This window comes from Methylobacterium mesophilicum (assembly GCF_036441335.1).
Taxonomy (GTDB): Bacteria; Pseudomonadota; Alphaproteobacteria; order Rhizobiales; family Beijerinckiaceae; genus Methylobacterium; species Methylobacterium mesophilicum_B.
Map to the genome: position 1 here is coordinate 308,123 of NZ_MLBW01000034.1, position 25,132 is coordinate 333,254.

The following is a 25,132-nucleotide window of genomic DNA, read 5'->3' on the forward strand; positions in this document are numbered from 1 at the left end:
GAGTCCGCGTCGTTGCGCGGATTGAATTTTGGATAGACTTGCAGGTGGGCGCGGTGGCGACAAGCGCGAAAGTGCGACGCCCGGGGGAAGATGTCGCGCGCGGCGGCGGTTCAGCCCCTGTCGCGCCCGCCGACGAAGGCCTGCACGGCCGCCCGGTGCTCGGGCGTGGCGGTGATGACGGCGTAGTGCGAGGAGATCAGGTCGAGATTGGTGCGCAGGTCGTTGCGCATCCCCTGGTAGACTGCCCGCTTGATCAGGCTCAGTGTCAGCGGCGGCGCCTTGGCGATCTTCCGCGCGAGCGCCTGGACGGCCGGCATCAGGTCCGCGTCGGCGTGGACGCCGTTGACGAGGCCGATCCGGAGCGCCTCGTCGGCATCGACGAAATCGCCGGTGAAGAACAGCTCCAGCGCCTTCGCGGTCCCGACGAGGCGGGGCAGGAAATGGGCGCCGCCCGCGCCCGGCACCAGGCCGACCCGCACGTAGGTCTCGGCGAACCGCGCGCTCTTCGCGGCGTAGCGCAGGTCGCACATCAGGGCGAGGTCGAGGCCGGCGCCGGTGGCGACCCCGTTCAGGGCGGCGATCACCGGCTTGTCGAGATCCTCCAGCGTCAGCGGGATGCGCTGGATCCGCCCGTAGAGCTCCTCCTTGCGCCGGGCCGGCGGCTGGTCGAGGCGCTCGCCCATCTCGACGATGTCGCCGCCGCTGCAGAAGGCCGAGCCCGCGCCGGTCACCACCACGACGCGGATCGTCGCGTCGGTGCGGCAGCGCTGCAGGGCCGCGGTCCAGGCCTCGATCATCGGGAAGGTGAAGGCGTTCTTCCGCTCGGGCCGGTTCAGCGTGATGGTCGCCACGCCCTCCGCGACGGAGAACAGCAGGTCCTCGCCCGCGCCGCCTGTCTCGCCCGCGCTGCTCATTGGACGGTCTCCTCAAGGGTCAGGGCGGCGATCTCGGCCGGGTCGAGCCCGGCCTCGGCCAGGACCTCTGCGGTGTGCTCGCCGTGCCGGGGGGCGTGGCGGCGGATCGCGAAGCGGCTGCCGCTGAACGAGACCGGCCGGCGCATGGTGCGGTAGCGCCCCTCGCTCGGGTGCTCGGCGCTGCCGAAGAAGCCCACCGCCTTCAGGTGCGCGTCCTCCGGCAGGTCCTCCAGGCCGAGGACCGGCATGCACGGGATGCTCACCGAGTCGCAGAACGACACCCATTCGGCGGTGGTCCGGCGCGGCGCCTCCTCCTCGACCAGGGCGTAAAGGATCTCGATGTTCTCCACCCGCACGGCGAGCGGCGCGAAGCGCGGGTCGTCCACGAATTCGAGCCGGCCGGTATGGATGAAGAAGTCCCGCCAGTTCCGGTCGGAATAGGGCAGGATGCAGGCGTGGCCGTCCCGGGTCCGGTAGGGCTTGCGCCGCGGGCTCAGGACCCGGTTGAAGCCCGGCGGCCCGAGCGGCGGCTCGAAGGCGTAGCCGACCATGTGCTCGACGAAGTTGAACTCCACCATGGTCTCGAACATCGGCACCTCGACCGCCTGCCCGCCGCCGCCGGCCCGGCGCTCGTAGAGGGCGGCGAGGATCGCGCAGGCGATGGCCTGTCCGGCGATCTTGTCGCACAGCACCGTGGGCAGGTAGCCGGGCTGGCCATAGGCGGCGGTCTGGAGCGCCGCGAGGCCCGAGCCCGCCTGGATCAGGTCGTCGTAGGCCGCCTTGTGGGCGTAGGGGCCGTCGGCCCCGAACCCGTAGGCGCCGCAGTAGACGATGTCGGGCTTGAGCGCGTGCACCCGCGCGTAGCCGTAGCCCAGGCGCAGGATCGCGTCGGGCCGCATCGAGTGGACGAACACGTCGGCCGTGGCGATCAGCCGGTCGAGGGCGGCCCGCGCCGCCGCCCGCTTCAGGTCGAGGCGGACGCTGCGCTTGTTGCGGTTGAGGTGCAGGAAGTTGCCGCCCATCCCGGCACCCCGGGCCGGCCTGTAGTGCCGGAAGGAATCGCCCTCCGGCGTCTCGATCTTGATCACGTCGGCGCCGAGATCGGCCAGGATATGCGTCGCCGACGGGCCCATGATCACGCTGGTCAGGTCGACCACCCGCACGCCCGCGAGCGGCCCGGCCGTGTTCGTCTCGGTGGAGTGAGTTTCGGCGGAGTGAGTTTCGGCGGAGTGATCCGGCACGCCTGTCTCCCCTGTCACCCGGCGCCGCCGCGCAGGCGAACCAGCATCGGCCAGAGGGCCGCGCCGCCGCCCGCGCAGACCGCGCGCCCGATCCGCTCCTGCCAGAGGGCGTCGGATCCGAACTCGTCGCGCCAGGACCAGAGCCGCCGCGTCGCGCGGTGGAGCGGGTGCTCCTGGGTGAAGCCCATGGCCCCGTGGATCTGGTGGCCGATCGCCGCGACGTGGCCCGCCGCCTCGCCGCAGCGCGCCTTCGCGATGGCGGTGGCGAGGACGAAGCGCGGATCGCCCCAGCAGGCGGCCGCGAGATCGGCGGCCGCGGTCGCCGCCGCGACGTGGCCCGCGGCCTCGGCCAGCATGTGCTGGATCGCCTGGAACTTGGCGAGCGGCCGGCCGAATTGCTGCCGTTCTTGAGCGTGGTCGAGGGCGGAGGCGAGGCAGGTCTCCAGGGCACCCACCATCTGCTGCGCCCGGACCCAGGCGCCGGCCGCCTCGACGAACGGCACGCCCGTGCCGGTCGCCCAGCCCGGCGCGGCGCGGACATCCTCGGCCGGGACGGTGCAGCCGGTCAGATCGAGCGTGTCTCGCGGCTCGCCGGCGAGGTTGTGATGCGTGCCGCGGAGCGTTCCGGGCGCGGCGATCCGCACGAGGTGCGGGATGCCGGCCGCGTCGACGGCGTCGAGGAGCAGGGCCGCGACCGAACCGCCCCACGGCACCTGCACGACCCGGCCGTCCAGGACGAACCCCTCCGCGTGGGGCGCGATCCGCACCGGGCCGCCGCTCGGGACCAGCGACAGGGCGTCTTCGGCCACCTGTCCCCCCGCGGCAGCCCAGAGCGCCGCGCCCGCGACGGTCTCCGGCAGGGGCAGGGGGAGGGCGGCCCGGCCGCAGCGCCGGATCAGCCGGGCCGCGGTCGTGGCGGCGAGGCCGATCCCGCCCTCCGCCTCGGGCACCAGCGCCAGCGGCAGGCCGCTCTCGGCGAGCGCCGTCCAGAGATCCGCCGGCCAGTGATCCGCCGCCCTTGCGGCCGCGCCCGCAGTCCCGTCGCAGGCGGCCAGCAGCGCCGGCGTGAGGTGCTGGGCGAGCAGCCGCTCGACCTGATCGAGGACGATCCCGTCGATCCCGTCGCTGGCCTCTGCCGCGTGGTCCATCCGGCTCATCGCAGCCCCAGCCCCCGGGCGATGACGCCGCGCAGGACCTCGCGGGTGCCGCCGCGCAGGGTGAAGGACGGCGCCCGCAGGGTCACGCCACCCAGAGCCTCGCGGAAGGCGTCGCCCTGCGCGGTGAGGCTCGGCTCGACCGGCACGAGCCGCCGGGCGATCTCCGGCACCGCGCGCTCGAAGCCGTTGCCGACATCCTTGACGAGCGCCGCCTCGACGCCCGGCACGACGCCCTGATCGAGGAGGCGGGCCACCGAGGCCGACATGCCCAGCAGCGCGGTGAGCTGGGCCACCATCCGCCCGGTCTCGACCGCCTGGAACCGGTCCGGCTCCGGCCCGATCCGGTCGACGAGTTCGACGAGCAGCCGGTAATCCGACAGGAACCGGTCGGGCCCCGAGCGCTCGAAGGCGAGCTCCTCCGTGACGAGGCCCCAGCCCGCGCCCTCCGCGCCGACCCGCATCGCGTCGGCGACGCGGTAATCGGTGAAGAACACCTCGTTGAACTCGTGATGGCCCGACAGGTCGAGGATCGGCCGCACCGTCACCCCGGGAGCCGCCATGTCGATGATGAACTGCGTCAGCCCGCCGTGCCGGTCCGGCCCGGGCTCGCCGGTCCGGACCAGGGCCAGCAGGTAGTCGACCTGATGGGCGTTCGTCGTCCAGATCTTGGAGCCATTGATCACCCAATCGTCGCCGTCGCGCACCGCGCGGGTCCGGACGGCGGCGAGGTCCGAGCCGGAATTCGGCTCGCTCATGCCGATGCCGAAGGCGCAGTCGCCCCGGCAGATCCGCGGCAGGATCGCCCGCTTGGCCGCCTCGGTGCCGTGCCGCAGGATCTGCGGGCCCGACTGGCGGTCGGCGATCCAGTGGGCGCCGCAGGGCGCACCGGCCGCCAGCATCTCCTCGGTGACGACGAAGCGGACGAGGCCGGAACGGGCGTGGCCGCCATAGGCCTCCGGCAGGGTCAGGCCGATGAAGCCCGCCGCCCCGGCGCGCCGGCTGAAGGCGGCGTCGAAGGTCGTCCACGAGGTCCGGTGCGGCACGAAATGACCGGCTGCCAGCTCCGCGTCGAGGAAGGCGCGGACGGAGGCGCGGGCGGCCTCGGCCTCAGGCGGGAGCGGCTCGGCGCTGAAGCGGAAACTGTGCATCGAGGCTCCGTGGGGGCTCCGTGAGCGGCGGGACGTTCGGGCTGCGCGCCGCTCAGCTGCCGTCGCGGCCCTCGAGGCCGGGAAAGAAGATCTCCTGCCAGTCGCCCGGCACCTTCCGCAGGAAGTTCTGCGTCGCCATCGCCTTGGCGAGGTTGACCATGCCCTTCGGCGCCACGTCGTAGACGATGGACCCGTCGGTCAGGATCGTCTCGACCTGCGCACGGTCGATCTGCACCTGCTCGGAGGCGAGGTAGATGGTCGCCGCGCGCTGGGGGTCGCTGCGGATCAGCGCCACCGCGTCCTCCATCCCGGCGCGGATCGCCCGCGCGACCTTCGGGTTCGCGTCGACGAAGCCCTGCTTGGCGTTCAGGGTGGCGGCGGTGATGTCGCCGCTGCCGATCAGGCCGGTCGAGGTCATGACCGTCCGGATCTTGGGATCCGCCTTCAGGACCTGCGTGAACGGTGGCGTCGCGAAGTAGCCGGCGATGCCCTGTCCGGCGCGCATCGCCGCGGTCGCGTCCGGATGGGGCAGGCTGACCATCAGCGCGTCGGCCTTGGCGGACTCGCCGAGCTGCTGCGCCGCCGCGACCCGCAGCAGGATCGCCTGGGGCGAGTTGAAGGCCGGGACCGCGATCTTGTCGCCGAAGGAGAAGTCCTTCAGCGCGGCGACGCCGGGCTTGCCGGTGAACAGCGTGTAGACGACCGAACTCAGGGCGGTGAGGCTCTTGATCTGCTGACGCCCGCGGGTCTTGTCCCACGCGATCAGGGCGCCGGCCGAGCCGAGGGTGCCGAGCTCGACACTGTCGGAGAGGAGCGCGTCGTTCATCGCGGTGGAGCCGCTGAAGCGGGTCAGCGTCACGGTCAGCCCGTCGAGCCCGGCTTCCTTGGCGCGCTTGTCGAACAGGCCCTCGCTCTGGGCGATCATCACCGGCAGGTAGACGAGGCCGTATTGCAGGCCGATGCGGACGGAGGTCGTCTCGGCCCGCGCTATCCCGCCGAGGGCCGGGAGCATCAGCGCGGCGACGAGGAGGCGCGCGGCGACGGCCGCGTGGCGGATCGACATCGGCATTCCTCCCGAACAGGGCCGCGCTTGCCGCGCGGTCTCCCGGTGCCGGTCGGTCAGACGGGTCCGACACCGCTGACGAATAGGGCAGAGCGCGCACCCGGCTTCAACCGCCATCGCCCATCTGCTGAAGAATATCACATGTGTGATGGAGCGCGCCGTAGGCGCAGGCGCTATACTGCCGTCGGACGGCACGCGGGCTCGCGCTGCCTCAGGGGGACGCGCCGGCGATGCGCCGTGAGCACCACGGATCCGTGCGAGGGCGATCAGGGGCGGTACGACCCGTGCGGCCTCGGCGGGGGACAGCCCGTAGGTGCCCGCATGGGTGAGCGCACCGATGATCGGGGTGGAGCGTCCACGGACCTGACGGTGGGGGCCGATCCCGCCGGCTCGGATCTGAGCCTGGTGAAGTCCGCCGGACGGGTGCTTCAGATCTTGGAGCTGTTCGACGAGATCCAGCGCGAGGCCCGGGTCTCCGAGATCGCCGAGCGGCTGAGCGTTCCGCAATCCTCGACCTCGGTGCTGCTGAAGAGCCTCGTGCGCCTCGGATACCTCGACTACGACCCGGCACGCCGCAGCTTCCTGCCGTCGCCCCGGGTCGCGCTCCTCGGCGCGTGGCTCGACAAGGGGCCGGTGCGCGACGGCAGCCTCGTGCGCATGCTCGAGCACCTGTCGGAGCGCACGGGCGGTACGGTGATCCTCGCCGCGCGCAACGCGATCTTCTCGCAGTACGTCCACGTCCTGCAGGCGCGCACCGCCATGCGCTTCCACGTACCGCCCGGGACGCGCCGCCTCGTCGTCTGGTCGGCGACCGGCACGGCGCTCCTCGCCGGGAGCCCGGAGGCGGAGATCGGCCCGCTGGTCCGCCGCACCAACGCCGAGGCGCCGGCCGAGCAGCCGCCGATCGCGCTCGCGGCCGTTTTGGCCAACCTGGCGCGGCTGCGGCGGGATGGGCACTTCTTCTCCCGCGGCCTCGTCACGCCGGGCGCCGGCTCGATCGCGGTCCCGTTGCCCAGGCGCGTCGACAGCCGGGGCCGCCCGCTGGCGGTCGCGGTGTCAGGCCTTCTCGACGCCTTCGAGCGTCGGGAAGCGGAGATCGCCGCGACGATCCACGACACGGTCGCACGATTCCTGCCGGAGGATCCGTCCCGGCTCTGAGGCCGGTCATGCCCGGGAGCGCCGCGACGTCCGAAGCCGGTGCACGGCTGAAGGTCGCGGATCGCGGAGCTGCCGGGCGCGGCGGCGCGCTAATGAGGTTCGAGGCCCTGCGGCCTCGAACACGACCCAGCGGAGACCACATCATCGTGCTTGGCGCCCCAACCACGCGCGGCTCCGAGCCGCCCGATTTGCCGCCGCGTCCGACCCTCGCCGGTAACATCGCCCTCGGCGTCACGCAGATCGTCCTGTGGGGCGGCACGTTCTTCCTCACCGCGGTGGTCTCGGACCCGATCGTCGCCGAGACCGGCTGGCCGCAGGCGATGGTGGTGGGCGCGCTCTCGCTCGCGATCTTCGTGTCGGGCCTGCCGGCGCCCTTCGTCGGCCGAGCGATCCGGCGTCACGGCGGGCGGCCGGTCCTGGTCACCGGCGCCACGATCATCGCGGCCGGCCTGGTGCTGATGGCGGTCGCGCAATCCCTGCCGGTCTTGCTGTTCGCCTGGGTGGTCGCCGGTCTCGGCATGTCGGCCGCGCTCTACGACCCGCTCTTCGCCGCGATCGGCCAGGCCTACGGCTCCAACGCGCGGGGGGCGATGACCCAGATCGCGATCTCGTCGGGCTTCGCGGTCTCGCTCTGCTGGCCGGCCACGCGGTTCCTGGTCGATCATGTCGGCTGGCGCGGGGCCTGCCTCACCTACGCGATCCTGTCGGTCGCCCTCGTGGTCCCGCTCTTCGCCTGGGCGCTGCCGGCGCGGAGCCGGCCCGCGGTCGAGCCGGCGGCGACGCCCCGGCCCCGCGCGCTGGCCGACTCGACCGAGGCGACGCGTCTGCCTGCGGAGCGCCTGCTGGCCGTGACCTTCACGATGGCGGCGATGATCATGACCGCCGCCTCGGTGCAACTGCTCAACCTGCTGCAGACGCTGGGCGTCGGCGCGACCGCCGCGGTGGCCCTGACCGGCCTGATCGGTCCTGCTCAGGTCGGCGTGCGCGTCGTCGAACTCGCCCTCGGGCGGCACGCCCATCCGGCCTGGTCCCTGCTGCTGTCGAGCGCCAGCGTCGGGCTCGGGCTGCTGCTGCTGGCGACGATGCCGTCCCTGGCGTGGCTCGCGATGCTGCTCTACGGCGCCGGCAACGGCATGCGCACGGTCGTGCGGGGCACGCTGCCGCTGGCGCTCTACGGACAGCGCGACTACGCGGCGGCGATGGGTCGGCTCGCCCGCCTCCCGCTCCTCGGGCAGGCCATCACACCCCTGGCCTGCGGCTACGTCGCCGAATGGTTCGGTCTCCTGACGCTGCTGGAGGTGATGCTGACCGTGGCGGCGATCAATCTGGGGCTGTCCCTCTGGGTGTTCGGCTTCGCCATGCGCCGCCGGAACGCCCAGGCCTGATCGAACGGCGGACCGGCCGCGGGCCGCGCCGGTCACGCCGCCGCCGGGCGCGGCCGACGCTCGACGCCGCCGACCTCCGCGTTGCCTGATTGACAGATTGTCTGACGATGTGCTCAATTCGATCCGCGGATGCGACGCGTCCGCGAGGGAGAGCCGGATCAACCGGCCGCCTGAAGGAAACGCCCGCATGGACGCAGAGATCTACAAGATCTACGCGATCAAGTACGCGCATCATCACCGTATGGCCCGCGAGAATTTCATCGGCGGGGATATCCACGACGGTCCGATGCCGATCGATTACTTCGTCTGGGTCGTCATCGGCGGCGGCCGGACGATCGTCGTCGATACGGGCTTCGACCGGGCGATGGCGACGAAGCGGGGCCGCAGCATCGTGCGGCCGGTCGAGGACGGCCTGGCGCGGATCGGCGTCGACCCGCTGGGGGTCGAGGACGTCGTCCTGACCCATCTGCACTACGACCATGCCGGCAACCACGATCTGTTTCCGAAGGCCCGCTTCCATGTCCAGGAGCGCGAGATGGCGTTCTGCACCGGCCGGTGCATGTGCCACCCGGAGGTCCGCCATCCCTTCGCCGCCGAGGACGTGAAGGCGATGGTGGATCGCCTCTTCGAGGACCGCGTCCGCTTCCGCGAGGCGACCGACACGCTGTATCCGGGGATCACCCTCCATAGGGTCGGCGGGCATTCGGACGGCCTGCAGATCGTCCGGGTCCGGACCGCGCGGGGCTGGGTCGTGCTGGCCTCCGACGCCGCGCACTTCTTCGCCAATATCGGACGCCGGCTCGCCTACCCGATCGTCTACAATGTCGGCGACATGTTCGAGGGCTACCGGACGGTCCGGCGCCTGGCCGAGTCCGAGGATCACATCGTCCCGGGCCACGATCCGCAGGTTCTCGCGATCTACCCGCCGGCGGCCGAGGATCTCGCCGGCTGGATCGCGCGCGTCGATCTGCCCCCGACCGCTTCACCGACCTACTGACCGGAGGATTCCATGATCGTCGAGATGCGCGTCTACTACTGCGCCCCGACCCGGCTGCCGGCCCTGCTGGAGCGGTTCCGCTCCACGACGCTCGGCTTCTTCCAGAAATACGGCATCGAGCAGGTCGGCTTCTGGACCACCCTCGTCGGTCCCGACAACCACGCGCTCACCTACCTGCTCAAGTGGGACGACATGGCCCAGCGCGAGGCGCGCTGGAACGCCTTCCAGGCCGATCCGGACTGGATCGCCGCCCGTGCCGCGACCGAGAAGGACCGGCCGATCGTCGCCCGGATCGAGAATACCTTCCTCGCTCCCACCGACTTCTCCGCCCTGCGCTGACGGGGACACGCGCCGCCGGTCCACTCCGGTCGTCGCCCACAGGGACATTCACGGCATGGAACAGAGAACCATCGGCGTCATCGGCCTCGGCATGATGGGCGACCCCATGAGCCGGTGCCTCGCCAGGGCGGGGCACGCGCTCCGCCTGCTCGACGCGGATACGGCTCGGACCGACGCGCTCGCCCGGGATCTCGGTGCGACGGCGCTCACGCGGGAGAACGCGTCCGAACTCGATCTGCTGATCACGATGCTGCCGAACTCGGCCATCGTCGAGGCGGTGCTGCTCGACGAGGGCTGGGCCGACGCGCTCCCGGCCGGCGCTACCGTGATCGACATGAGCTCGTCGGAGCCGGTGCGCTCCCGCGCCCTCGGCGAGACGCTCGCTGGGAAGGGGCTCGGCTATCTCGACGCGCCGGTCTCGGGCGGCGTGCGGCGGGCGGTGGACGGCACGCTCGCGATCCTCGTCGGTGGCGAGGCGGATCTCCTCGCCCGCTGGCGGCCGGTGCTGGAGGCGATGGGCTCATCCGTCCTGCATATCGGCCCGGCGGGCTCGGGCCATGCCGCCAAGGCGCTGAACAACTTCGTGTCCGCCGCGGGCCTGCTCGCCACCGTCGAGGCGCTCCACGTGGCGCAGCGCTTCGGCATCGCGCCGGAGGCCATGACCGACGTGCTCAACGCCTCGTCCGGGCGCAGCAACACCTCCGAGAACAAGGTCAAGCAGTTCATGCTCAGCGGCAGCTTCGCCTCGGGCTTCTCGCTGAAGCTGATGGACAAGGATCTCGGCATCGCCGGGGCCCTGGCGGATTCGGTCGATTACCCGCTCGGGTTCGGCCGGCACTGCATCGAGACCTGGCATGCGGTCGCCGATGCAGTCGGGCACGCGGCCGACCACACCGAGATGTACCGCCTGCTGGCCGAGGGAGCCTGAGACCATGGCGCTCCCGGACCTGAGCCGCTTCTACATCGACGGCGCCTGGGTCGAGCCGGTCGCGGCCCGCCCGTTCCCGCTGATCGATCCCGCCACGGAGACGGCGTTCGGCACCCTCGCGCTCGGCGATGCCGAGGATGTCGACCGGGCCGTGCGCGCCGCCCGCGCCGCCTTCCCGGCCTTCTCGGAGACGGCGCCCGCCGCGCGCGTCGCGATCCTGCGGCGGGTCCTCGCGCTGTTCGAGGAGCGGTTCGAGACCTTCGCGGAGACGATCCGGCAGGAGATGGGCTCGCCCATCGGCTTCGCCCGCAAGGGGCAGGCGGCGCGGGGACCTGCGCACCTCAACGCGCTCATCGAGGTGATGGAGCGCTTCGCGTTCGAGGAGGATCGCGGCACCACCCGGATCCGGCGCGAGCCGATCGGCGTCTGCGGCCTGATCACCCCCTGGAACTGGCCGATCAACCAGATCGTCGTGAAGATCGCCCCGGCGCTCGCGGCCGGCTGCACGATGGTTCTGAAGCCCAGCGAGTTCTCGGCCGTGAGCGCGATGCTGTTCGCGCAGGTCCTCCACGACGCGGGCGTGCCGCCGGGCGTGTTCAACCTCGTAAACGGGGACGGCCCCGGCGTCGGCGCCGCGATCGCCGCCCATCCGGGGATCGACATGGTCTCGTTCACCGGGTCGACCCGCGCCGGGATCGAGATCGCCCGGGCGGCGGCCCCGACCATCAAGCGCGTCGCGCAGGAACTCGGCGGCAAGTCGGCCAACATCCTGCTCCCGGATGTCGACTTCGATCAGGCGGTCCGGCGCGGCGTCGCGGCCTGCTGCACCAATTCCGGCCAGTCCTGCTCCATCCCGACGCGGATGCTCGTGCCCAGGGACCGGATGGACGAGGCGGCCGCGATCGCGGCCGAGGCGGCGTCGGGCTTCCGGCTCGGCCCGACCGCGGATCCCGAGACGGATCTCGGCCCGGTGGTCAACCGCGCCCAGTACGAGCGCGTCGTCGGGCTGATCCGCACCGGCATCGCCGAGGGCGCGCGGCTCGTCGCCGGCGGCCCGGAGCGGCCGGACCACCTCGATCGCGGCTTCTACGTCCGCCCGACGGTGTTCGCCGACGTGACTTCGGACATGACCATCGCGCGGGAGGAGATCTTCGGGCCGGTCCTGTCGATCCTCGCCTACGACAGCGAGGACGAGGCGATCGCGATCGCCAACGGCTCGCGCTACGGGCTCGCCGCCTACGTGCAGGGTCGGGACCGCGACCGGGCGCGCGCCGTGGCGCGGCGGCTCATCGGCGGGCAGGTCCACATCAACTATCCGCCTCCGGACGTGCACGCCCCGTTCGGCGGCTACCGCCAGTCCGGCAACGGCCGGGAATGGGGCGAGGCCGGTCTCCAGGAATACCTCGAGACCAAGGCAATGATCGGCTTCGGCCTCGACTGATCCGTCCCGCGCGATGCGGCCGGCGCCCGCGCGCGTCGGCCCCGACCAGGAGAACCAGATGTCCGATGAGAGCGAGCTGTTCGGCAGAGGCTTCGAGAACCGCAAGACCGTCCTCGGCGCCGCCCATGTCGAGAAGTCCTGGGCCAATGCCGACGCGTTCAATCGCCCGGTCCAGCGGCTCGTGACCGAGTATTGCTGGGGCGCGGTCTGGGGCGACGAGACGCTGCCGTTCAAGACCCGGAGCATGCTCAATATCGCGATGCTGACCGCGATGAACCAGCACCACGAACTCGGCGTCCACGTCAAAGGCGCGCTCAACAACGGCGTGACCAAGGACGAGATCCAGGCGGTGCTGATGCAGGCGCTCGTCTATTGCGGCGCTCCGTCGGCCCTGGCCGCCTTCCGGACCGCCTCCGCGGCGATCGCCGCGTGGGACGCGGAGCAGGCCGGCGGGCGCTGATCCCGCGAACCAATGCGCGGGCGCGAGCCCGCGCCGCGCGGGTACGGACCCGCACCTGAGTCCGACGCAGTCAAGAAACTGCGCGGCAGACGAGCAGGGAGGGAGACGCCATGTCGGTCACGTCGGCAGCTTTGGCAACGGACGGAGCGGGCGCGCGCCCGGCCGCGTCCCAGTCGATCGAGGAGAAGCGCAGGAGCGCGATCCGCGGCGCGTTCTTCTCCGAATACATCGACATGTTCGACATCTACCTGCCGGTGGTCGCGCTGGCACCGGTGATGTTCATGTTCCAGCCGAAGAACCTGTCTCCCCAGATGGAGACGGTGCTGGCCTCGCTCGTCTTCATCACCACGCTCCTCGGCCGCCCGATCGGCGCGCTCATCTTCGGTCTGATCGCCGACAAGGTCGGGCGCCGGGCAGCCTCGATCTACTCGGTGGCCGGCTTCGGCGTGATCACGCTGCTGATCGGCCTGCTGCCCGGCTACGAGACGCTCGGCCTCGCCTCGTACATCCTGCTGGTGCTGCTGCGCTTCCTCGACGGGATCTTCCTCGGGGGCGGCTACACGGGCGCGATGCCGCTCGCCATCGAGTATTCCAAGAAGGACAAGCGCGGCTTCGTCGGCGGGCTGATCATCGCCGGCTTCCCGGCCGCCTATGTCAGCATCAATCTCATCACGATGCTGATGTTCTACCTGTTCCCGCTCGACGGGCCCGGGTCGCCCTACACGGTCTGGGGCTGGCGCATCCCCTTCATCGTCGGCGCGGCGCTGGCCGGCCTGCTCGCCCTCTACTACGTCCACAAGGTCTCGGAATCGGAGGTCTGGAAGAAGGAGGCCGCCGCCGGGGCCGAACAGGCCGAGACGTCGCCCATGGCGGGACTGCTCTCCGGGAAGGGCGGGCGCGACCTCCTGCAGGTCCTGCTGCTGATGACCGGCTTCTGGATGACGCAGAACATCATCACGATCTACATGCCGACCGGTCTGCTGGTGAAGACCCTGCACCTCAACGGCTTCGCGCTGACCGCGACGCTGATGATCTGCTACACGATCCTGTTCTTCAGCTACATCGGCTCCGGCCTGCTGGGGCAGGTCATCGGCCGCCGGCGGTTCTTCGTGATCGTCGGCCCGCTGATCGCCACCGTCGGCGCGTACATCCTCTACACGCTGACCGTCACGCCCGACATGGCGTTCGGAACCCGCGTGCTGCTGGTCAGCCTCCTCGCGGTGATCGTGACCTCGCCCTGGGGTGTCATCGTCACCTACATCAACGAGCGCTTCGCCACGGATGTCCGCGCCACCGGCTTCGGCATCGGGTTCAGCCTCTCGGTGGTGATCCCGTCCTTCTACGCCTTCTACATGGACTGGCTGAGCGCGCTGATGCCCCTCGCGCTGACGCCCGTGGCCCTGCTGATCGCCGGCGGCCTGATCGGCACCGTCGGCGCGCTCATCGGGCCGGAGACCAAGGACGTCGATTTCGGCACCGGCCACTGAGCCGGACGCCGCGCGGAGGACGCAGCATGAACGGGAACCGGATCGGCTTCATCGGGCTCGGCAACATGGGCGGCCGCATGACGCGCCGCCTGACCGGGGCGGGGATCGATGTCGTCGGCTACGACACCGACCGGGAGGCCGCTTCGCGCTGGGGCGCGACGGAAGCGGCCTCGATCGCCGCGGTCGTCGGTGCGGCGGACGTGGTCCTGATGTCCCTGCCCGACAGCAAGGTGGTCGAGCGCGTCGTGCTCGGCGCGGGCGGCGTCCTCGCGGGCTGCCGGGACGGGCAGATCGTCGTCGACCTCAGCACCGCCTCGGCCAGCTCGACGCGCCGCCTCGCCGCGGCGCTTACCGAGCGCGGCGTCGCCTACGTCGACGCCGGCATCTCCGGCGGCGCCGCCGCGGCCGAGAGAGGCACGCTGACCCTGATGGTCGGCGGCGACCCCGCAATCATCGACCGGCTGGGCTGGGTGTTCGCGCCGATCGCCCGAAAGGTCGTCGTGATGGGCGGCTCGGGCGCCGGCCACACGACCAAGCTGCTCAACAACTTCCTGAACGCGGTCAGCCTCGCCGCCACCGCGGAGGTCATGGTCGCGGGGCGGAAGGCCGGGCTCGACCTGCACCGGCTCCTGGAGGTGCTGAACGCCTCCAGCGGCGTCAACTTCGCGACGCTGAACCGTTTCCCGAAGATCGTCGACGGCGACTACCTGGAAGGCGGCCTGACCGGCAAGCTGATGACCAAGGATGTCGTCCTCTACACCGATCTCCTGCACGAACTCGGCGTCGCCTCCCTCAACGCGGCGGGTCCGATGGCGAGCTTCGGCCTCGCCACGGCGCTCGGCTACGGCGACGTCATCTCCAACCGCGTCGTCGACGCCATCGGCGACGTCTCCGGCGGCGTCCGGCTCCACGGCAACCGACACGAGAACTGAGAGGATACGATGCAGATCTTCCACGGTCGCGAGAACAGCGCCAAGTCCGAGAGCCGCGGGCCGACCTTCACCGGGCAGGTCTGGGCCGACCCGGTGATGCCGTCGACGGACGGCGTGATGATCAACAACGTCTTCTTCACGCCCGGCGCGCGGACCTTCTGGCACGCGCACGCGCAGGGGCAGATCCTGCAGGTGACCGCCGGCAAGGGCTGGATCTGCGTCGCGGGTCAGCAGGCGCAGCCGATCCGGGCGGGCGACACGGTCTGGATCCCCGCGGACGAGCGGCACTGGCACGGCGCGGCGGCCGACAGCTACCTGCTCCACACGGCGATCTCGCTCGGCAAGACCGACTGGCAGGACGAGGTGGTCGAGGCCGACTACGCCGGAGCCACGGCATGACCGGGCCCGCGCCGAGCCCGGAAAGCCTGCGGCACACCGTGGAGAGGGAGCTGGGCTACTGGGACGCGGAGCAGGCGGCCCTGGCCGAGCTGGCCCCGGGCTTCCTCGACGCCTGGGCGCGGCTGGCGATGGTCCCCGTGCGCAGGAACCATCTCGGCGCGAAGGACCGCGCTCTGATCGCGCTCTCGGCCGCGACGGCCGCGACCCATCTCTACGCGCCCGGGACCCGCCGCCAGATCCGCAACGCCCTCGACGCGGGCGCGAGCGCCGAGGAGATCACCGAGGTCCTGGCCCTGACGGCGACTCTCGGCATCCACGCCTGCAACATCGGCGTGCCGCTGCTGCTGGAGGTGCTGGAGGAGGCCGGGCAGCGGAGCGGCCCCGCGCCGCTCACGCCGCGTCAGGAGCGGCTGAAATCCGACTTCACCCGCGACAGGGGCTACTGGCACACGTTCTGGGACGGTCTTCTCGAGCTCGATCCCGACCTGTTCGAGGGCTATCTCGACTTCTCCGCCTGGCCCTGGCGCCACGGCGTGCTGACGCCGAAGATGAAGGAGTTCGTCTACTGCGCCTTCGACGCGGCGGCGACCCACCTCTACGTGCCGGGTCTGAAGATGCACATGAAGAACGCCCTCGGCTACGGCGCGACCAAGGAAGAACTCATGGAGGTTCTCGAGATCGTCAGCCTGATCGGCATGCACGGCGCGGAACTGGCCGCGCCGATCCTGCGCGACGAACTGGCCGCGCGGAGCCGGGGCTGACCGACGCGCCTCGCGGCACGCCTTGCCACCCGAGGCTGCGCCATGTCACCGGTTCGGCTCGGCAGCGCTCCCCGAAGACCCAGCGATGAACAAGATCAGGGCCATCCAGCCGGACACGCTCCGGCACAAGGTCGAGGACGCCGTCCGCGAAGCGATCACCTCGGGCGTCTACGCCCCCGGCGAGCGGCTGATCGAGCGCGAGCTGTGCGAGGGGCTCGGCGTCAGCCGCGCCTCCGTGCGCGAGGCCCTGCGCCGGCTCGAGGCCGAGAAGCTCGTCCACACGGTCCCGCATCGCGGCCCGGTCGTGGCCTCGATCTCGGTCGACGAGGCGCGGCAGCTCTACGCGCTGCGGGCCGTGCTGGAGGGCTTCGCGGCGCACGAATTCGCCAAGCAGGCCACGGACGCCGCGATCGCGGAGTTCGGCCGGGCTGCCGGAGACCTGCGCGAGGCTGCCGGCTCCGGCGACACGGACCGCGTCCTGCGCGCCAAGGGCGTCCTCTACGACGTGATGCTCAGCCATTGCGGCAACGATCTCGTCCGCGAGATCCTCCGCGGCTTCTACTCGCGGATCAACCTGCTGCGGGCGACCTCCCTGATGCATCCCGAGCGGCTGCCGCACAGCCTCGCCGAGATCGACGCCCTCGTCGCGGCCTTTCAGGTTCGGGACGCCGCGCAGGCGGAGCGGCTGGCCCGCCTGCACGTCACCAACGCCTGCGCGGTCGCCCTGAAGCAGCTGGCGTTCCGCACCGCGCAGACGACCCTCGACGCCGCGAGCTGACCCGCGCTCCCCGATCCCGAGCGCCTTCCGCCGTTCGGCCCTCTCTGTGACAGGATCCGGCGGCCGCTGATCTCTGTCCGACCGTGACGCGGCGCCGTCGCGCCTACGATCAACCCGTTCAACGCGATGATTTGTGCAGGGGATGCCGCCGGAAGCGGCATCTCGCGCTTGCAAATGATCTAAAAATTTCTCACCCTCGGCTCAGTTGATAATTTTCGATCGAGCCCAGCGCCGTGGCACTGCAACCGGGGGAAGCATCCGTCGCCCAGCGCATCGCGCAGGCTTACCCGTCCCTCAGTGCCGCCCACCGGCAGGTCGCCCGGTTCGTCCTCGACCATCCGCTGCGCGCCGCGACGCTCCCGGTGAACGAGCTGGCGGATCTCGTCGGCGTCTCCGTCGCCACCGCCAACCGGTTCGCCCGGGCCGTCGGCTACGCGGGCTACGCGAAGTTCCGCGCGGCCCTCGTCCTCGGCTACGAGAAGGCGCTGGCCCCGGTCGAGAGGCTGCGCGGCGGACGGGAGCAGCCCGCGAGCGTGTCCGGGATCCTCGACGGAGCCCTGGCCGACATCATCCGCAACATCGAGGCGACGCGGCGCGGGCTCGACGGCGAGACCTGCGGCCGCGCGGTCGAGGCGATCCGGCAGGCCCGGCGGGTCTACGTCGTGGGCCTGGGCAGCAGCAGCTGGCCGGCCGGCATCCTCGCGCGCAACCTCGACGTGAACCGCGAGGACGTCCATCTCCTGGCGACACTGGAGGGTCCGGGCTTCGCGGCGCGGACCCTGCGCCGGCTGACGGCCGACGACTTGGTCATCGCCCTGGCCACGCCGCGCTACTTCGCCGACACGGTGCGGCTCGCCGAGATCGCCCGGAAGCACGGCGCCGCGGTGCTGGCGCTGACCGACGGGCCGCACTCGCCCCTGGTGGCGACCGCCACCCTCGCGCTCTACGCGCAGACCGACTGCCACTACTTCGCGGCCTCGGATGCCAGCCTCACGGCCCTCGTGGAGGCCCTGGCGAGCGCCTTCGCCCACGCCACCGTGGATCTGGTGCCGGCCGCGACGCGCGTGACGGAGGCGGTGCTGCCCTGGCTCGACCGCGACTACGCCGCCTGGCCGCCGCAGGGCGGAGCCGACGACCTGCCCGACACCCCGCCACCGGGAACCGTTCCATGAGCGACCACCGCCCCGTTCTCGTGATCCACGGCGGCGCCGGGACGATCGCGTCGGGCCAGGCCGATCCCGGCGAGGCGCGCTACCACGCGGCCCTCGCCGAGATCCTGGCGGCCGGAGCGGCCTGCCTCGCCGACGGCGGCAGCGCCCTCGACGCCGTGAGCCGCGCCGTCGACCTCCTCGAGGAGTGCCCGCTGTTCAACGCCGGCCACGGCGCCGTCTTCACGAGCGCCGAGACCCACGAGCTCGACGCCGCGATCATGGACGGCGCCACCCTCCAACCCCAACAAGGCGCAGTTCCAGGATTTCGACCCGTTCTGGGAGTTCGTCTCCGGGCCGCTCCACGCCGGCACCTTCGGGGCCGCCGGGCAGGTGGCCCTCGACCACGACGCGGCGTCGGGCCCCCTCGACGAGACCCGCAAGTTCGGCACGGTGGGCGCAGTCGCCCTCGACCGCGATGGCCATCTCGCCGCCCTGACTTCGACCGGCGGCATGACCAACAAGCGTCCCGGCCGGATCGGCGACTCGCCGCTGATCGGCGCGGGCACCTACGCGGATGACCGGTTCGCCGCCGTCTCCTGCACCGGCACGGGCGAGGCCTTCATCCGCGTCGCCGCGGCGCACGATGTCTGCGCGCGCATGGCCTACGGGGGGCAGGACCTCGCGGCGGCGACCCGCGCGGTCGTCGAAGACAGCCTGCCGGCGGTCGGGGGCCGCGGCGGATTGATCGCCGTCGACGCGCGCGGGCGGGTCGCGATGCCGTTCAACACCGAGGGCATGTATCGCGGCCTCGTCCGCTCCGGCGAGGCGCCGGTCACCGCGATCTTCCGCGAGACCCGCCGCGTCCCGGCCCACGCGCGCTGAGATCCGCCATGCCGACCATCGCAGCCGGGACCGGCTCTCCCATCGCAATGCCCGACGGACGGGTCGTCTCCGTCACCGGCCTCACCGTCCGCTTCGCGACCTCCGAGCGCGTCGTGGAGGCGGTCCGCGACCTGTCGTTCCACGTCGACGCCGGCGAGACCCTGGCGATCGTCGGCGAGTCCGGGTCGGGCAAGTCCGTGACCTCGCTGAGCCTGATGCGCCTCGTCGAGCACGGCGGCGGCCGGATCGCGGCCGGGCAGATGCTGTTCCGGCGCGGCACGGGCGAGATCCTCGATCTCGCCGCGGCCCCGAACGCCAAGATGCGGGCGATCCGCGGCTCCGAGATCGCGATGATCTTCCAGGAGCCGATGACCTCCCTGAACCCGGTCTTCACCGCCGGGGACCAGATCGCGGAATCGATCCGCGTCCACCAGGGAAAGAGCGCCTCCGCCGCCCGGGCCGAGGCCCTGCGGATGCTCGACCTCGTGCGCATCCCCGAGGCGCGCAACGTCCTCACGCGCTACCCGCACCAGCTCTCCGGCGGCATGCGCCAGCGCGTGATGATCGCCATGGCCCTGTCCTGCAAGCCGCAGCTTCTCATCGCCGACGAGCCGACAACGGCCCTCGACGTCACGATCCAGGCGCAGATCCTCGAGCTGATCCGCAGCCTGCAGGCGGAGATGAAGATGGCTGTCGTCTTCATCACCCACGACATGGGCGTCGTGGCCGAGATCGCCGACCGCGTGCTGGTCATGTACCGGGGCGACAAGGTCGAGGAGGGGGCGGCGCCCGCGCTCTTCGCCGCGCCGCGCCACGCCTACACCGAGGCGCTGCTCGCCGCCGTGCCCAAGCTCGGCGCCATGGCGGGCAGCGACCTGCCACGGAAATTCGACCTGCTGCGGGCCGAGGCCCGGGAACAGCCGGCAGGGCAGGCGGACCCCGCCGCGGTCGACGCGCCCCACGACACCGTTCGCGCCGGCGCCGGGCCGATCCTGCGGGTGCGCGACCTCGTCACCCGGTTCGACATCCGCGGCGGCCTGCTCAATCGCGTCCGCCGCCGCGTCCACGCGGTAGAGCGGGTCAGCTTCGATCTCCATCCCGGCGAGACCCTGGCCCTTGTCGGCGAATCCGGCTGCGGCAAGTCCACGACGGGCCGCTCGCTCCTGCGCCTCGTGGAGAGCGAGAGCGGCCTGATCGAGTTCGACGGCGGCAACATCCGCGACCTGCCACCCGGGCGGCTCCGCGGTCTGCGGCGCAACATCCAGTTCATCTTCCAGGACCCCTACGCGTCCCTCGATCCGCGCCTGACCGTGGGGTTCTCGATCATGGAGCCGCTGCTGGTCCACGGGATCGCGACGCGCCGCGAGGCCGAGGCGCGGGTGGCGTGGCTCCTCGAGCGCGTCGGGCTGACCCCCGACCAGGCCCAGCGCTACCCGCACGAGTTCTCGGGCGGGCAGCGGCAGCGCATCGCCATCGCCCGGGCCCTCGCCCTGAACCCGAAGGTCATCGTCGCCGACGAGGCGGTCTCGGCCCTCGACGTGTCGATCCAGGCGCAGATCGTGAACCTGATGCTCGACCTCCAGCGGGAGTTCGGCCTCGCCTATCTCTTCATCAGCCACGACATGGCGGTGGTCGAGCGCGTCAGCCACCGGGTCGCGGTGATGTATCTCGGCCAGATCGTCGAGATCGGACCCCGCCGGGCGATCTTCGAGAACCCGCAGCACCCCTATACCCGCAAGCTGATGGCGGCGGTGCCGGTCGCCGACCCGGCCCGCCGGCACCTGCGCGCCCGCCGGCTCCTGACCGACGAGATCCCGAGCCCGGTCCGGGCCATCGGCGACGAGCCGCAGGTCGCGCCCCTCGTCGAGATCGGCCCCGGCCATCTCGTCGCTCGCCACACGGTCGGCGGCCTCGCCGCCTGACACCGCCTACCCCCGCCAGCAGGATCGTCCCATGCCCCGAGGTCTGACCATGTTCGAGCGCTTCCTCCTCGCCGCCGGCCTGCTCGCCGCGGCGACCGCCCCCGCCGCCGCGGCGGGCGACCCGATCCTGGCGATCAGCGGCCAGCCCGAGACCCTCGACCCGTACAACACCAACACCACGCTCACGACCGCCGTCACCAAGTCGTTCTACGAGGGCCTCTTCGGCTTCGACAAGGATCTCAAGGTCCGCAACGTCCTGGCCGAGAGCTACGAGACCTCGCCCGACGGCCTCGTCTACACGTTCAAGCTGCGTGAGGGCGTGAAATTTCACGACGGTACGACGTTCGACGCCGCTGCGGTGAAGGCCAACCTCGACCGCGTCCTCGACCCGGAGAACCACCTCGCGCGCTACAACCAGTTCAACCGCATCAAGACGATCGAGGTGCTCTCGCCCACGAGCCTGCGCATCACCCTGAAGGAGCCTTTCGGGCCGTTCATCAACTCGCTGGCCCACGCCTCGGCGGCGATCATCTCGCCCACGGCCCTGAAGAAGTACGGCAAGGACATCGCCTTCCATCCGGTCGGCACCGGGCCGTTCACCTTCGTCGACTGGAAGCAGACCGACTACGTCAAGGGCGCGAAGTTCGCCGATTACTGGCAGGCCGGTTTCCCCAAGGTCGACACCATCACGTGGAAGCCGGTGCCCGAGAACGGCACCCGCGCCGCCATGCTGCAGACCGGCGAGGCCGACTTCGCCTTCCCGCTGCCCTACGAGCAGGCCAAGATGCTCGAGGCCAGCAAGAAGCTGAAGATCGAGGTCCACGCCTCGATCATCGAGCGGTATCTGAGCATGAACGTGCTGCAGAAGCCGTTCGACGACCTGCGCGTCCGTCAGGCGATCAACTACGCGATCAACAAGGAGGCCTTGGCCAAGGTCGCCTTCTCGGGCTACGCCTTCCCCGCCCAGGGCATCGTCCCGCAGGGCGTGCGCTACGCCCACAAGATGGATCCGTGGCCCTACGACCCGGCCAAGGCGCGCCAGCTCCTGAAGGAGGCCGGCTACGCGAACGGCTTCGAGGCGACCCTCTGGAGCGCCTACACCACCACCACCGCCCAGAAGGCGATCCAGTTCCTCCAGCAGCAGCTCGGGCAGGTCGGCATCAAGGTGCAGACCCTGGCCCTGGAGCCCGGCCAGCGCACCGAGTGGGTGCAGACCGCCCCCGACCCGAAGACCGCCCGCGTCCGCCTCTACTATGCCGGCTGGTCGTCCTCGACCGGTGAGGCCGACTGGGGCCTGAGGCCGCTGCTGGCCACGGAGGCGTGGCCGCCCAAGCTCAACAACACCGCCTACTACAGCAACGCGGAGTTCGACGCCCTGCTGGCCAAGGCGCTCGTCTCGACGAACGACGCGGAGCGGGCCGAGCTCTACGCCAAGGCCCAGGAGATCGTGATGAAGGACGCCCCCTGGGCGCCGCTGGTCACCGAGCAGAATCTCTACGCCACCTCCGCGCGGCTCTCCGGCGTCTACGTCATGCCCGACGGCAACATCGATTCCGGCGCGATCGCCGTCGCTCAGTAGCCGCCGATCGCGGGCGCTGCGCCGGCTGGCCTGTTCGACGGCCGGCCCGGCGCGGCGCGCCCGCGCGATCGCCTCACGGAAACCCCGGATCCCGGGCGCGAGCCTATGCTGACCTTCCTGCTCAAGCGGCTCCTCGGGCTGCTGCCGACGCTGCTGATCGTCTCGGTGCTGGTCTTCCTGTTCGTCCACCTGCTGCCCGGCGATCCGGCCCGGCTGGCGGCCGGGCAGGATGCCGACGCCCAGACGGTGGCCCTGGTGCGCACAGAGCTCGGCCTCGACCGGCCCCTGCCGGAACAGTTCGTGCGCTACTTCGCCAACCTCGCCCGCGGTGATCTCGGCGTCTCGATCCGCACCCGCCGCCCGGTCTCGACCGAGATCGGCGAGCGCTTCCTGCCGACCCTCCTGCTCACCCTCACCAGCATGGCCTGGGCGGTCGCCTTCGGTCTGATCATCGGCATCGTCTCGGCGGTCTACCGGAACGCATGGCCCGACCGGGTCGGGATGACGCTCGCCGTGTCCGGCATCTCGTTCCCGGCCTTCGCGCTGGGCATCCTCCTGATGCAGATCTTCTCGGTCGAGCTCGGCTGGCTGCCGACCGTCGGCGCCGACACGTGGCGGCACTACGTGCTGCCGTCGCTGACGCTGGGCGCGGCCGTGGCCGCCGTGATGGCCCGCTTCACCCGCGCGGCCTTCGTGGAGGTCATCGGCGAGGATTTCGTGCGCACCGCGCGCGCCAAGGGGCTCAAGGAGCGCGTCGTGATCGCCAAGCACTGCCTGCGCAACGCCCTGATCCCGGTCGTGACCATGATGGGCCTGCAGTTCGGCTTCCTGCTCGGCGGCTCGATCGTCGTGGAGGCGGTGTTCAACTGGCCCGGCATGGGCCGCCTGCTCGTCGATGCCGTGAACCAGCGCGACTATCCGGTGATCCAGGCCCTGGTCCTGCTGTTCTCCCTGGAGTTCATCCTGATCAACCTGGTCGTGGACGTGCTCTACGGCCTCATCAACCCGACCATCCGCTACAGGTGAGCCGGCCGTGACCGACATCCTCGTCCCCGCCGCCCCCACCGTCGCGCCCGTCCCCACCGGCATCCGGACGCCGTGGTCGGAATTCTGGCGCAAGTTCCGGCGCCAGCGCGTCGCCGTCATCGCCCTGGGCTTCATCGGCCTGCTGGTCGCGGTCGCCGTGCTGGCCCCGTGGATCGTGCCCTACGACCCGGTCAACGATTTCGACTACGACCGGATCAACGAGGGCCCCTCGCTCGCGCACTGGCTCGGCGTCGATCCCCTCGGGCGCGACATCCTGAGCCGCATCATCGAGGGCGCGCGGATCTCGCTGGCGACCGGGTTCCTCTCGGTCGCCGTCGGCGGCCTCGTCGGGACCGTGCTGGGCCTCCTGGCGGGCTATTACGGCGGCTGGTGGGACCGGATCGTCATGCGCATGTCCGACGTGCTGTTCGCCTTCCCGGGCATCCTCCTGGCGCTCGGCGTCGTCGCCATCCTGGGGTCCGGGCTCGTCAACGTCGTCGTGGCGGTCTCGGTCTTCAGCGTCCCGGCCTTCGCGCGCCTCGTGCGCGGCACGACCCTGGTCCTGAAGAACAGCACCTACATCGAGGCCGCGCGGAGCATCGGCGCTCCCGACCGGACGATCATCCTGCGCCACATCCTGCCGGGCACGATCTCGGGCATCGTGGTCTACTTCACCATGCGGCTGGGCACCTCGATCATCACGGCCGCGAGCCTGTCCTTCCTCGGGATGGGCGCGCAGCCGCCGACGCCCGAATGGGGCGCCATGCTGAACGAGGCCCGCGCCGACATGGTCACGGCGCCGCACGTCGCGCTGTTCCCGAGCCTCGCGATCTTCTTCACGGTTCTGGCCTTCAACCTCCTCGGGGACGGTCTCCGGGACGCCCTCGACCCGAAGATCGACCGCCTGTGACGCCGGCCGCCCCTCGGCGCCCGGCGCCCCGCGTCGGCCGCCTGCCGCGCGGTCCGCGCGACGCCATCACCGACGTCCCGGGCGTGACCGTCGGGCATTGCACGCTGGCGGACGGAGCGGTGCAGACTGGCGTCACGGTCGTGCGGCCGCACGGCGGCGATCCCTACCGGGACCGCGTTCCGGCGGCCGGCGTCGTGCTGAACGGCTTCGGCAAGTCCGTCGGGCTGATGCAGGTCGAGGAGCTCGGCGTCCTGGAGACGCCGATCGCCCTGACCAACACCTTCGCGGTGCCGGCGGTGGCGGCCGCCCAGATCCGCGCCGCGATCGCCGACAATCCGGAGATCGGGCGCGCGCTGCCGACGCTGAACCCGCTCGTGTTCGAGTGCAACGACGGCTACCTCAACAACCTTCAGCGCATGGCCGTGGAGGCGTCCCATTACAGCGACGCCCTGGACGCCGCCGGCACCGCCGTCGCGGAAGGGTCGGTGGGGGCCGGGCGCGGGATGTCGACCTTCGGCCTCAAGGGCGGCATCGGCACCGCCTCCCGGCGCGTCCGCGCGCGCGCGGGGGGCCGGTTCACGCTGGGCACGCTCGTCCTGTCGAATTTCGGCAAGCCGTCCCAGATCCGGGTGTGCGGCACAGCCCTCGCCGCCCACGTCCGGGCGGCCGCCGGGGAGCCCGAACCCGTGGCGGAGCCGCCGGAGAAGGGCTCGATCGTCATGATCCTCGCCACCGACGCGCCCCTCGACGCGCGCCAGCTTCGCCGCCTCGCCCTGCGGGCCGGGGCGGGCCTCGCCCGGACCGGCTCGGTGTTCGGTCACGGCAGCGGCGACATCGCGCTCGCCTTCTCGACGGCCTACACGGTGCCGCAGGATGCCGCCCGCCCGATGCCGGCGCCCGCCCTGCTGCACGACGCGGAGCTCGACCCGCTGTTCGAGGCCGCCGCGGACGGGATCGAGCAGGCGATCATCCACGCCCTCTGGCGGGCCGAGGCGGTGACGGGCCGCGACGGCCACCGGCGGGACGCCCTGACCGATCTCCTGCCCGGCTGGGCCGATATCCTGGGAGCCTGAG

Annotated in this window: 24 protein-coding genes and 1 pseudogene; 20 read left to right on the forward strand and 5 right to left on the reverse strand. The window is 71.4% G+C overall.

Features of this window, described 5'->3' with window-relative positions:
• Nucleotides 1–110: 110 nt before the first annotated feature.
• The 5 genes from MMR14E_RS22115 to MMR14E_RS22135 are packed head-to-tail and all read right to left on the reverse strand — an operon-like array spanning nt 111 to nt 5,523.
• Nucleotides 111–914 carry an enoyl-CoA hydratase/isomerase family protein gene (locus tag MMR14E_RS22115; protein WP_331317253.1) on the reverse strand — a complete coding sequence of 268 codons (804 nt, stop codon included), beginning with the start codon at nt 912–914 and terminating at the stop codon, nt 111–113.
• Entirely contained in the window at nt 911–2,155 is a 1,245-nt protein-coding gene (locus MMR14E_RS22120) for a CoA transferase (RefSeq protein ID WP_331317254.1), read from the reverse strand. Before MMR14E_RS22120 ends, MMR14E_RS22115 begins: the two co-directional genes overlap by 4 nt.
• 14 nt (nt 2,156–2,169) lie before the next feature.
• Nucleotides 2,170–3,303 (reverse strand): acyl-CoA dehydrogenase family protein, encoded by a 1,134-nt coding sequence (locus MMR14E_RS22125; protein WP_331317255.1) that lies wholly within the window; start codon nt 3,301–3,303, stop codon nt 2,170–2,172.
• 5 nt (nt 3,304–3,308) lie between these two features.
• Nucleotides 3,309–4,460 (reverse strand): acyl-CoA dehydrogenase family protein, encoded by a 1,152-nt coding sequence (locus MMR14E_RS22130; RefSeq protein ID WP_331317257.1) that lies wholly within the window; start codon nt 4,458–4,460, stop codon nt 3,309–3,311.
• A gap of 52 nt (nt 4,461–4,512) precedes the next feature.
• Entirely contained in the window at nt 4,513–5,523 is a 1,011-nt protein-coding gene (locus MMR14E_RS22135; RefSeq protein WP_331317259.1) for an ABC transporter substrate-binding protein, read from the reverse strand.
• Between the two features lie 321 nt (nt 5,524–5,844).
• On the opposite strand from MMR14E_RS22135, the gene MMR14E_RS22140 reads away from it, so the two are divergent.
• From MMR14E_RS22140 to MMR14E_RS22235, 20 genes and pseudogenes are all read left to right on the forward strand, one after another.
• Entirely contained in the window at nt 5,845–6,681 is an 837-nt protein-coding gene (locus MMR14E_RS22140) for an IclR family transcriptional regulator (RefSeq protein ID WP_331317261.1), read from the forward strand.
• A 146-nt stretch (nt 6,682–6,827) separates the two neighbouring features.
• Nucleotides 6,828–8,066, forward strand: a complete 1,239-nt coding sequence (locus MMR14E_RS22145; RefSeq protein ID WP_331317262.1) for an MFS transporter — start codon at nt 6,828–6,830, stop codon at nt 8,064–8,066.
• A 187-nt stretch (nt 8,067–8,253) separates the two neighbouring features.
• Nucleotides 8,254–9,063 (forward strand): N-acyl homoserine lactonase family protein, encoded by an 810-nt coding sequence (locus MMR14E_RS22150; protein WP_331317264.1) that lies wholly within the window; start codon nt 8,254–8,256, stop codon nt 9,061–9,063.
• Nucleotides 9,064–9,075: 12 nt separating this feature from the next.
• The gene (locus MMR14E_RS22155; protein WP_331317266.1) at nt 9,076–9,402 is read left to right on the forward strand and encodes an NIPSNAP family protein; all 327 of its coding nucleotides are present in this window, start codon (nt 9,076–9,078) and stop codon (nt 9,400–9,402) included.
• Nucleotides 9,403–9,457: 55 nt separating this feature from the next.
• A complete protein-coding gene (locus MMR14E_RS22160) occupies nt 9,458–10,330 on the forward strand; it encodes an NAD(P)-dependent oxidoreductase (protein WP_331317267.1) in 873 nt (290 codons plus the stop codon).
• A gap of 4 nt (nt 10,331–10,334) precedes the next feature.
• Entirely contained in the window at nt 10,335–11,771 is a 1,437-nt protein-coding gene (locus MMR14E_RS22165) for an aldehyde dehydrogenase family protein (protein WP_331317268.1), read from the forward strand.
• Nucleotides 11,772–11,829: 58 nt separating this feature from the next.
• Nucleotides 11,830–12,231: a carboxymuconolactone decarboxylase family protein gene (locus MMR14E_RS22170; protein ID WP_331317270.1), complete on the forward strand. Its 402-nt coding sequence runs from the start codon at nt 11,830–11,832 to the stop codon at nt 12,229–12,231.
• A gap of 110 nt (nt 12,232–12,341) precedes the next feature.
• Nucleotides 12,342–13,718, forward strand: coding sequence for an MFS transporter (locus tag MMR14E_RS22175; protein WP_331317272.1), 1,377 nt, complete (start codon nt 12,342–12,344; stop codon nt 13,716–13,718).
• Nucleotides 13,715–14,650 (forward strand): NAD(P)-dependent oxidoreductase, encoded by a 936-nt coding sequence (locus MMR14E_RS22180; protein WP_331318612.1) that lies wholly within the window; start codon nt 13,715–13,717, stop codon nt 14,648–14,650. The genes MMR14E_RS22175 and MMR14E_RS22180 overlap by 4 nt, the downstream gene beginning before the upstream one ends.
• A 9-nt stretch (nt 14,651–14,659) precedes the next feature.
• Complete coding sequence (locus tag MMR14E_RS22185) at nt 14,660–15,049, forward strand: cupin domain-containing protein (RefSeq protein ID WP_331317273.1); 390 nt, start codon at nt 14,660–14,662, stop codon at nt 15,047–15,049.
• Nucleotides 15,046–15,810, forward strand: coding sequence for a carboxymuconolactone decarboxylase family protein (locus MMR14E_RS22190; RefSeq protein WP_331317274.1), 765 nt, complete (start codon nt 15,046–15,048; stop codon nt 15,808–15,810). The genes MMR14E_RS22185 and MMR14E_RS22190 overlap by 4 nt, the downstream gene beginning before the upstream one ends.
• Nucleotides 15,811–15,895: 85 nt before the next feature.
• Entirely contained in the window at nt 15,896–16,588 is a 693-nt protein-coding gene (locus tag MMR14E_RS22195) for a GntR family transcriptional regulator (protein WP_331317275.1), read from the forward strand.
• 233 nt (nt 16,589–16,821) lie between these two features.
• Nucleotides 16,822–17,760 (forward strand): MurR/RpiR family transcriptional regulator, encoded by a 939-nt coding sequence (locus MMR14E_RS22200; protein WP_331317277.1) that lies wholly within the window; start codon nt 16,822–16,824, stop codon nt 17,758–17,760.
• Nucleotides 17,757–17,999: pseudogene (locus MMR14E_RS22205) on the forward strand (isoaspartyl peptidase/L-asparaginase); the annotation flags it as partial. The gene MMR14E_RS22200 and the pseudogene MMR14E_RS22205, both read left to right, overlap by 4 nt.
• Before the next feature lie 130 nt (nt 18,000–18,129).
• Nucleotides 18,130–18,621 (forward strand): isoaspartyl peptidase/L-asparaginase, encoded by a 492-nt coding sequence (locus MMR14E_RS22210; protein ID WP_331317278.1) that lies wholly within the window; start codon nt 18,130–18,132, stop codon nt 18,619–18,621.
• Nucleotides 18,622–18,629: 8 nt separating this feature from the next.
• Entirely contained in the window at nt 18,630–20,543 is a 1,914-nt protein-coding gene (locus MMR14E_RS22215) for a dipeptide ABC transporter ATP-binding protein (RefSeq protein ID WP_331317280.1), read from the forward strand.
• A gap of 31 nt (nt 20,544–20,574) precedes the next feature.
• Entirely contained in the window at nt 20,575–22,122 is a 1,548-nt protein-coding gene (gsiB, locus tag MMR14E_RS22220; protein WP_331317282.1) for a glutathione ABC transporter substrate-binding protein GsiB, read from the forward strand.
• Nucleotides 22,123–22,227: 105 nt separating this feature from the next.
• On the forward strand, nt 22,228–23,148 hold the full coding sequence (gene gsiC, locus MMR14E_RS22225; protein WP_331317284.1) for a glutathione ABC transporter permease GsiC: 921 nt from the start codon (nt 22,228–22,230) through the stop codon (nt 23,146–23,148).
• A gap of 7 nt (nt 23,149–23,155) precedes the next feature.
• On the forward strand, nt 23,156–24,058 hold the full coding sequence (gsiD, locus tag MMR14E_RS22230) for a glutathione ABC transporter permease GsiD (protein ID WP_331317285.1): 903 nt from the start codon (nt 23,156–23,158) through the stop codon (nt 24,056–24,058).
• On the forward strand, nt 24,055–25,131 hold the full coding sequence (locus MMR14E_RS22235; protein ID WP_331317286.1) for a P1 family peptidase: 1,077 nt from the start codon (nt 24,055–24,057) through the stop codon (nt 25,129–25,131). Before gsiD ends, MMR14E_RS22235 begins: the two co-directional genes overlap by 4 nt.
• The last annotated feature ends 1 nt before the right edge of the window (nt 25,132 follow it).

Bases quoted from the DNA above. Each gene is read 5' to 3' on its own strand.
- MMR14E_RS22115 (WP_331317253.1), bottom strand. From the start codon at position 914: ATGAGCAGCGCGGGCGAGACAGGCGGCGCGGGCGAGGACCTGCTGTTC.
- MMR14E_RS22125 (WP_331317255.1), bottom strand. From the start codon at position 3,303: ATGGACCACGCGGCAGAGGCCAGCGACGGGATCGACGGGATCGTCCTC.
- MMR14E_RS22130 (WP_331317257.1), bottom strand. From the start codon at position 4,460: ATGCACAGTTTCCGCTTCAGCGCCGAGCCGCTCCCGCCTGAGGCCGAG.
- MMR14E_RS22135 (WP_331317259.1), bottom strand. From the start codon at position 5,523: ATGTCGATCCGCCACGCGGCCGTCGCCGCGCGCCTCCTCGTCGCCGCG.
- MMR14E_RS22140 (WP_331317261.1), top strand. From the start codon at position 5,845: ATGGGTGAGCGCACCGATGATCGGGGTGGAGCGTCCACGGACCTGACG.
- MMR14E_RS22150 (WP_331317264.1), top strand. From the start codon at position 8,254: ATGGACGCAGAGATCTACAAGATCTACGCGATCAAGTACGCGCATCAT.
- MMR14E_RS22155 (WP_331317266.1), top strand. From the start codon at position 9,076: ATGATCGTCGAGATGCGCGTCTACTACTGCGCCCCGACCCGGCTGCCG.
- MMR14E_RS22160 (WP_331317267.1), top strand. From the start codon at position 9,458: ATGGAACAGAGAACCATCGGCGTCATCGGCCTCGGCATGATGGGCGAC.
- MMR14E_RS22165 (WP_331317268.1), top strand. From the start codon at position 10,335: ATGGCGCTCCCGGACCTGAGCCGCTTCTACATCGACGGCGCCTGGGTC.
- MMR14E_RS22170 (WP_331317270.1), top strand. From the start codon at position 11,830: ATGTCCGATGAGAGCGAGCTGTTCGGCAGAGGCTTCGAGAACCGCAAG.
- MMR14E_RS22175 (WP_331317272.1), top strand. From the start codon at position 12,342: ATGTCGGTCACGTCGGCAGCTTTGGCAACGGACGGAGCGGGCGCGCGC.
- MMR14E_RS22185 (WP_331317273.1), top strand. From the start codon at position 14,660: ATGCAGATCTTCCACGGTCGCGAGAACAGCGCCAAGTCCGAGAGCCGC.
- MMR14E_RS22190 (WP_331317274.1), top strand. From the start codon at position 15,046: ATGACCGGGCCCGCGCCGAGCCCGGAAAGCCTGCGGCACACCGTGGAG.
- MMR14E_RS22195 (WP_331317275.1), top strand. From the start codon at position 15,896: ATGAACAAGATCAGGGCCATCCAGCCGGACACGCTCCGGCACAAGGTC.
- MMR14E_RS22215 (WP_331317280.1), top strand. From the start codon at position 18,630: ATGCCGACCATCGCAGCCGGGACCGGCTCTCCCATCGCAATGCCCGAC.
- gsiB (WP_331317282.1), top strand. From the start codon at position 20,575: ATGCCCCGAGGTCTGACCATGTTCGAGCGCTTCCTCCTCGCCGCCGGC.
- gsiC (WP_331317284.1), top strand. From the start codon at position 22,228: ATGCTGACCTTCCTGCTCAAGCGGCTCCTCGGGCTGCTGCCGACGCTG.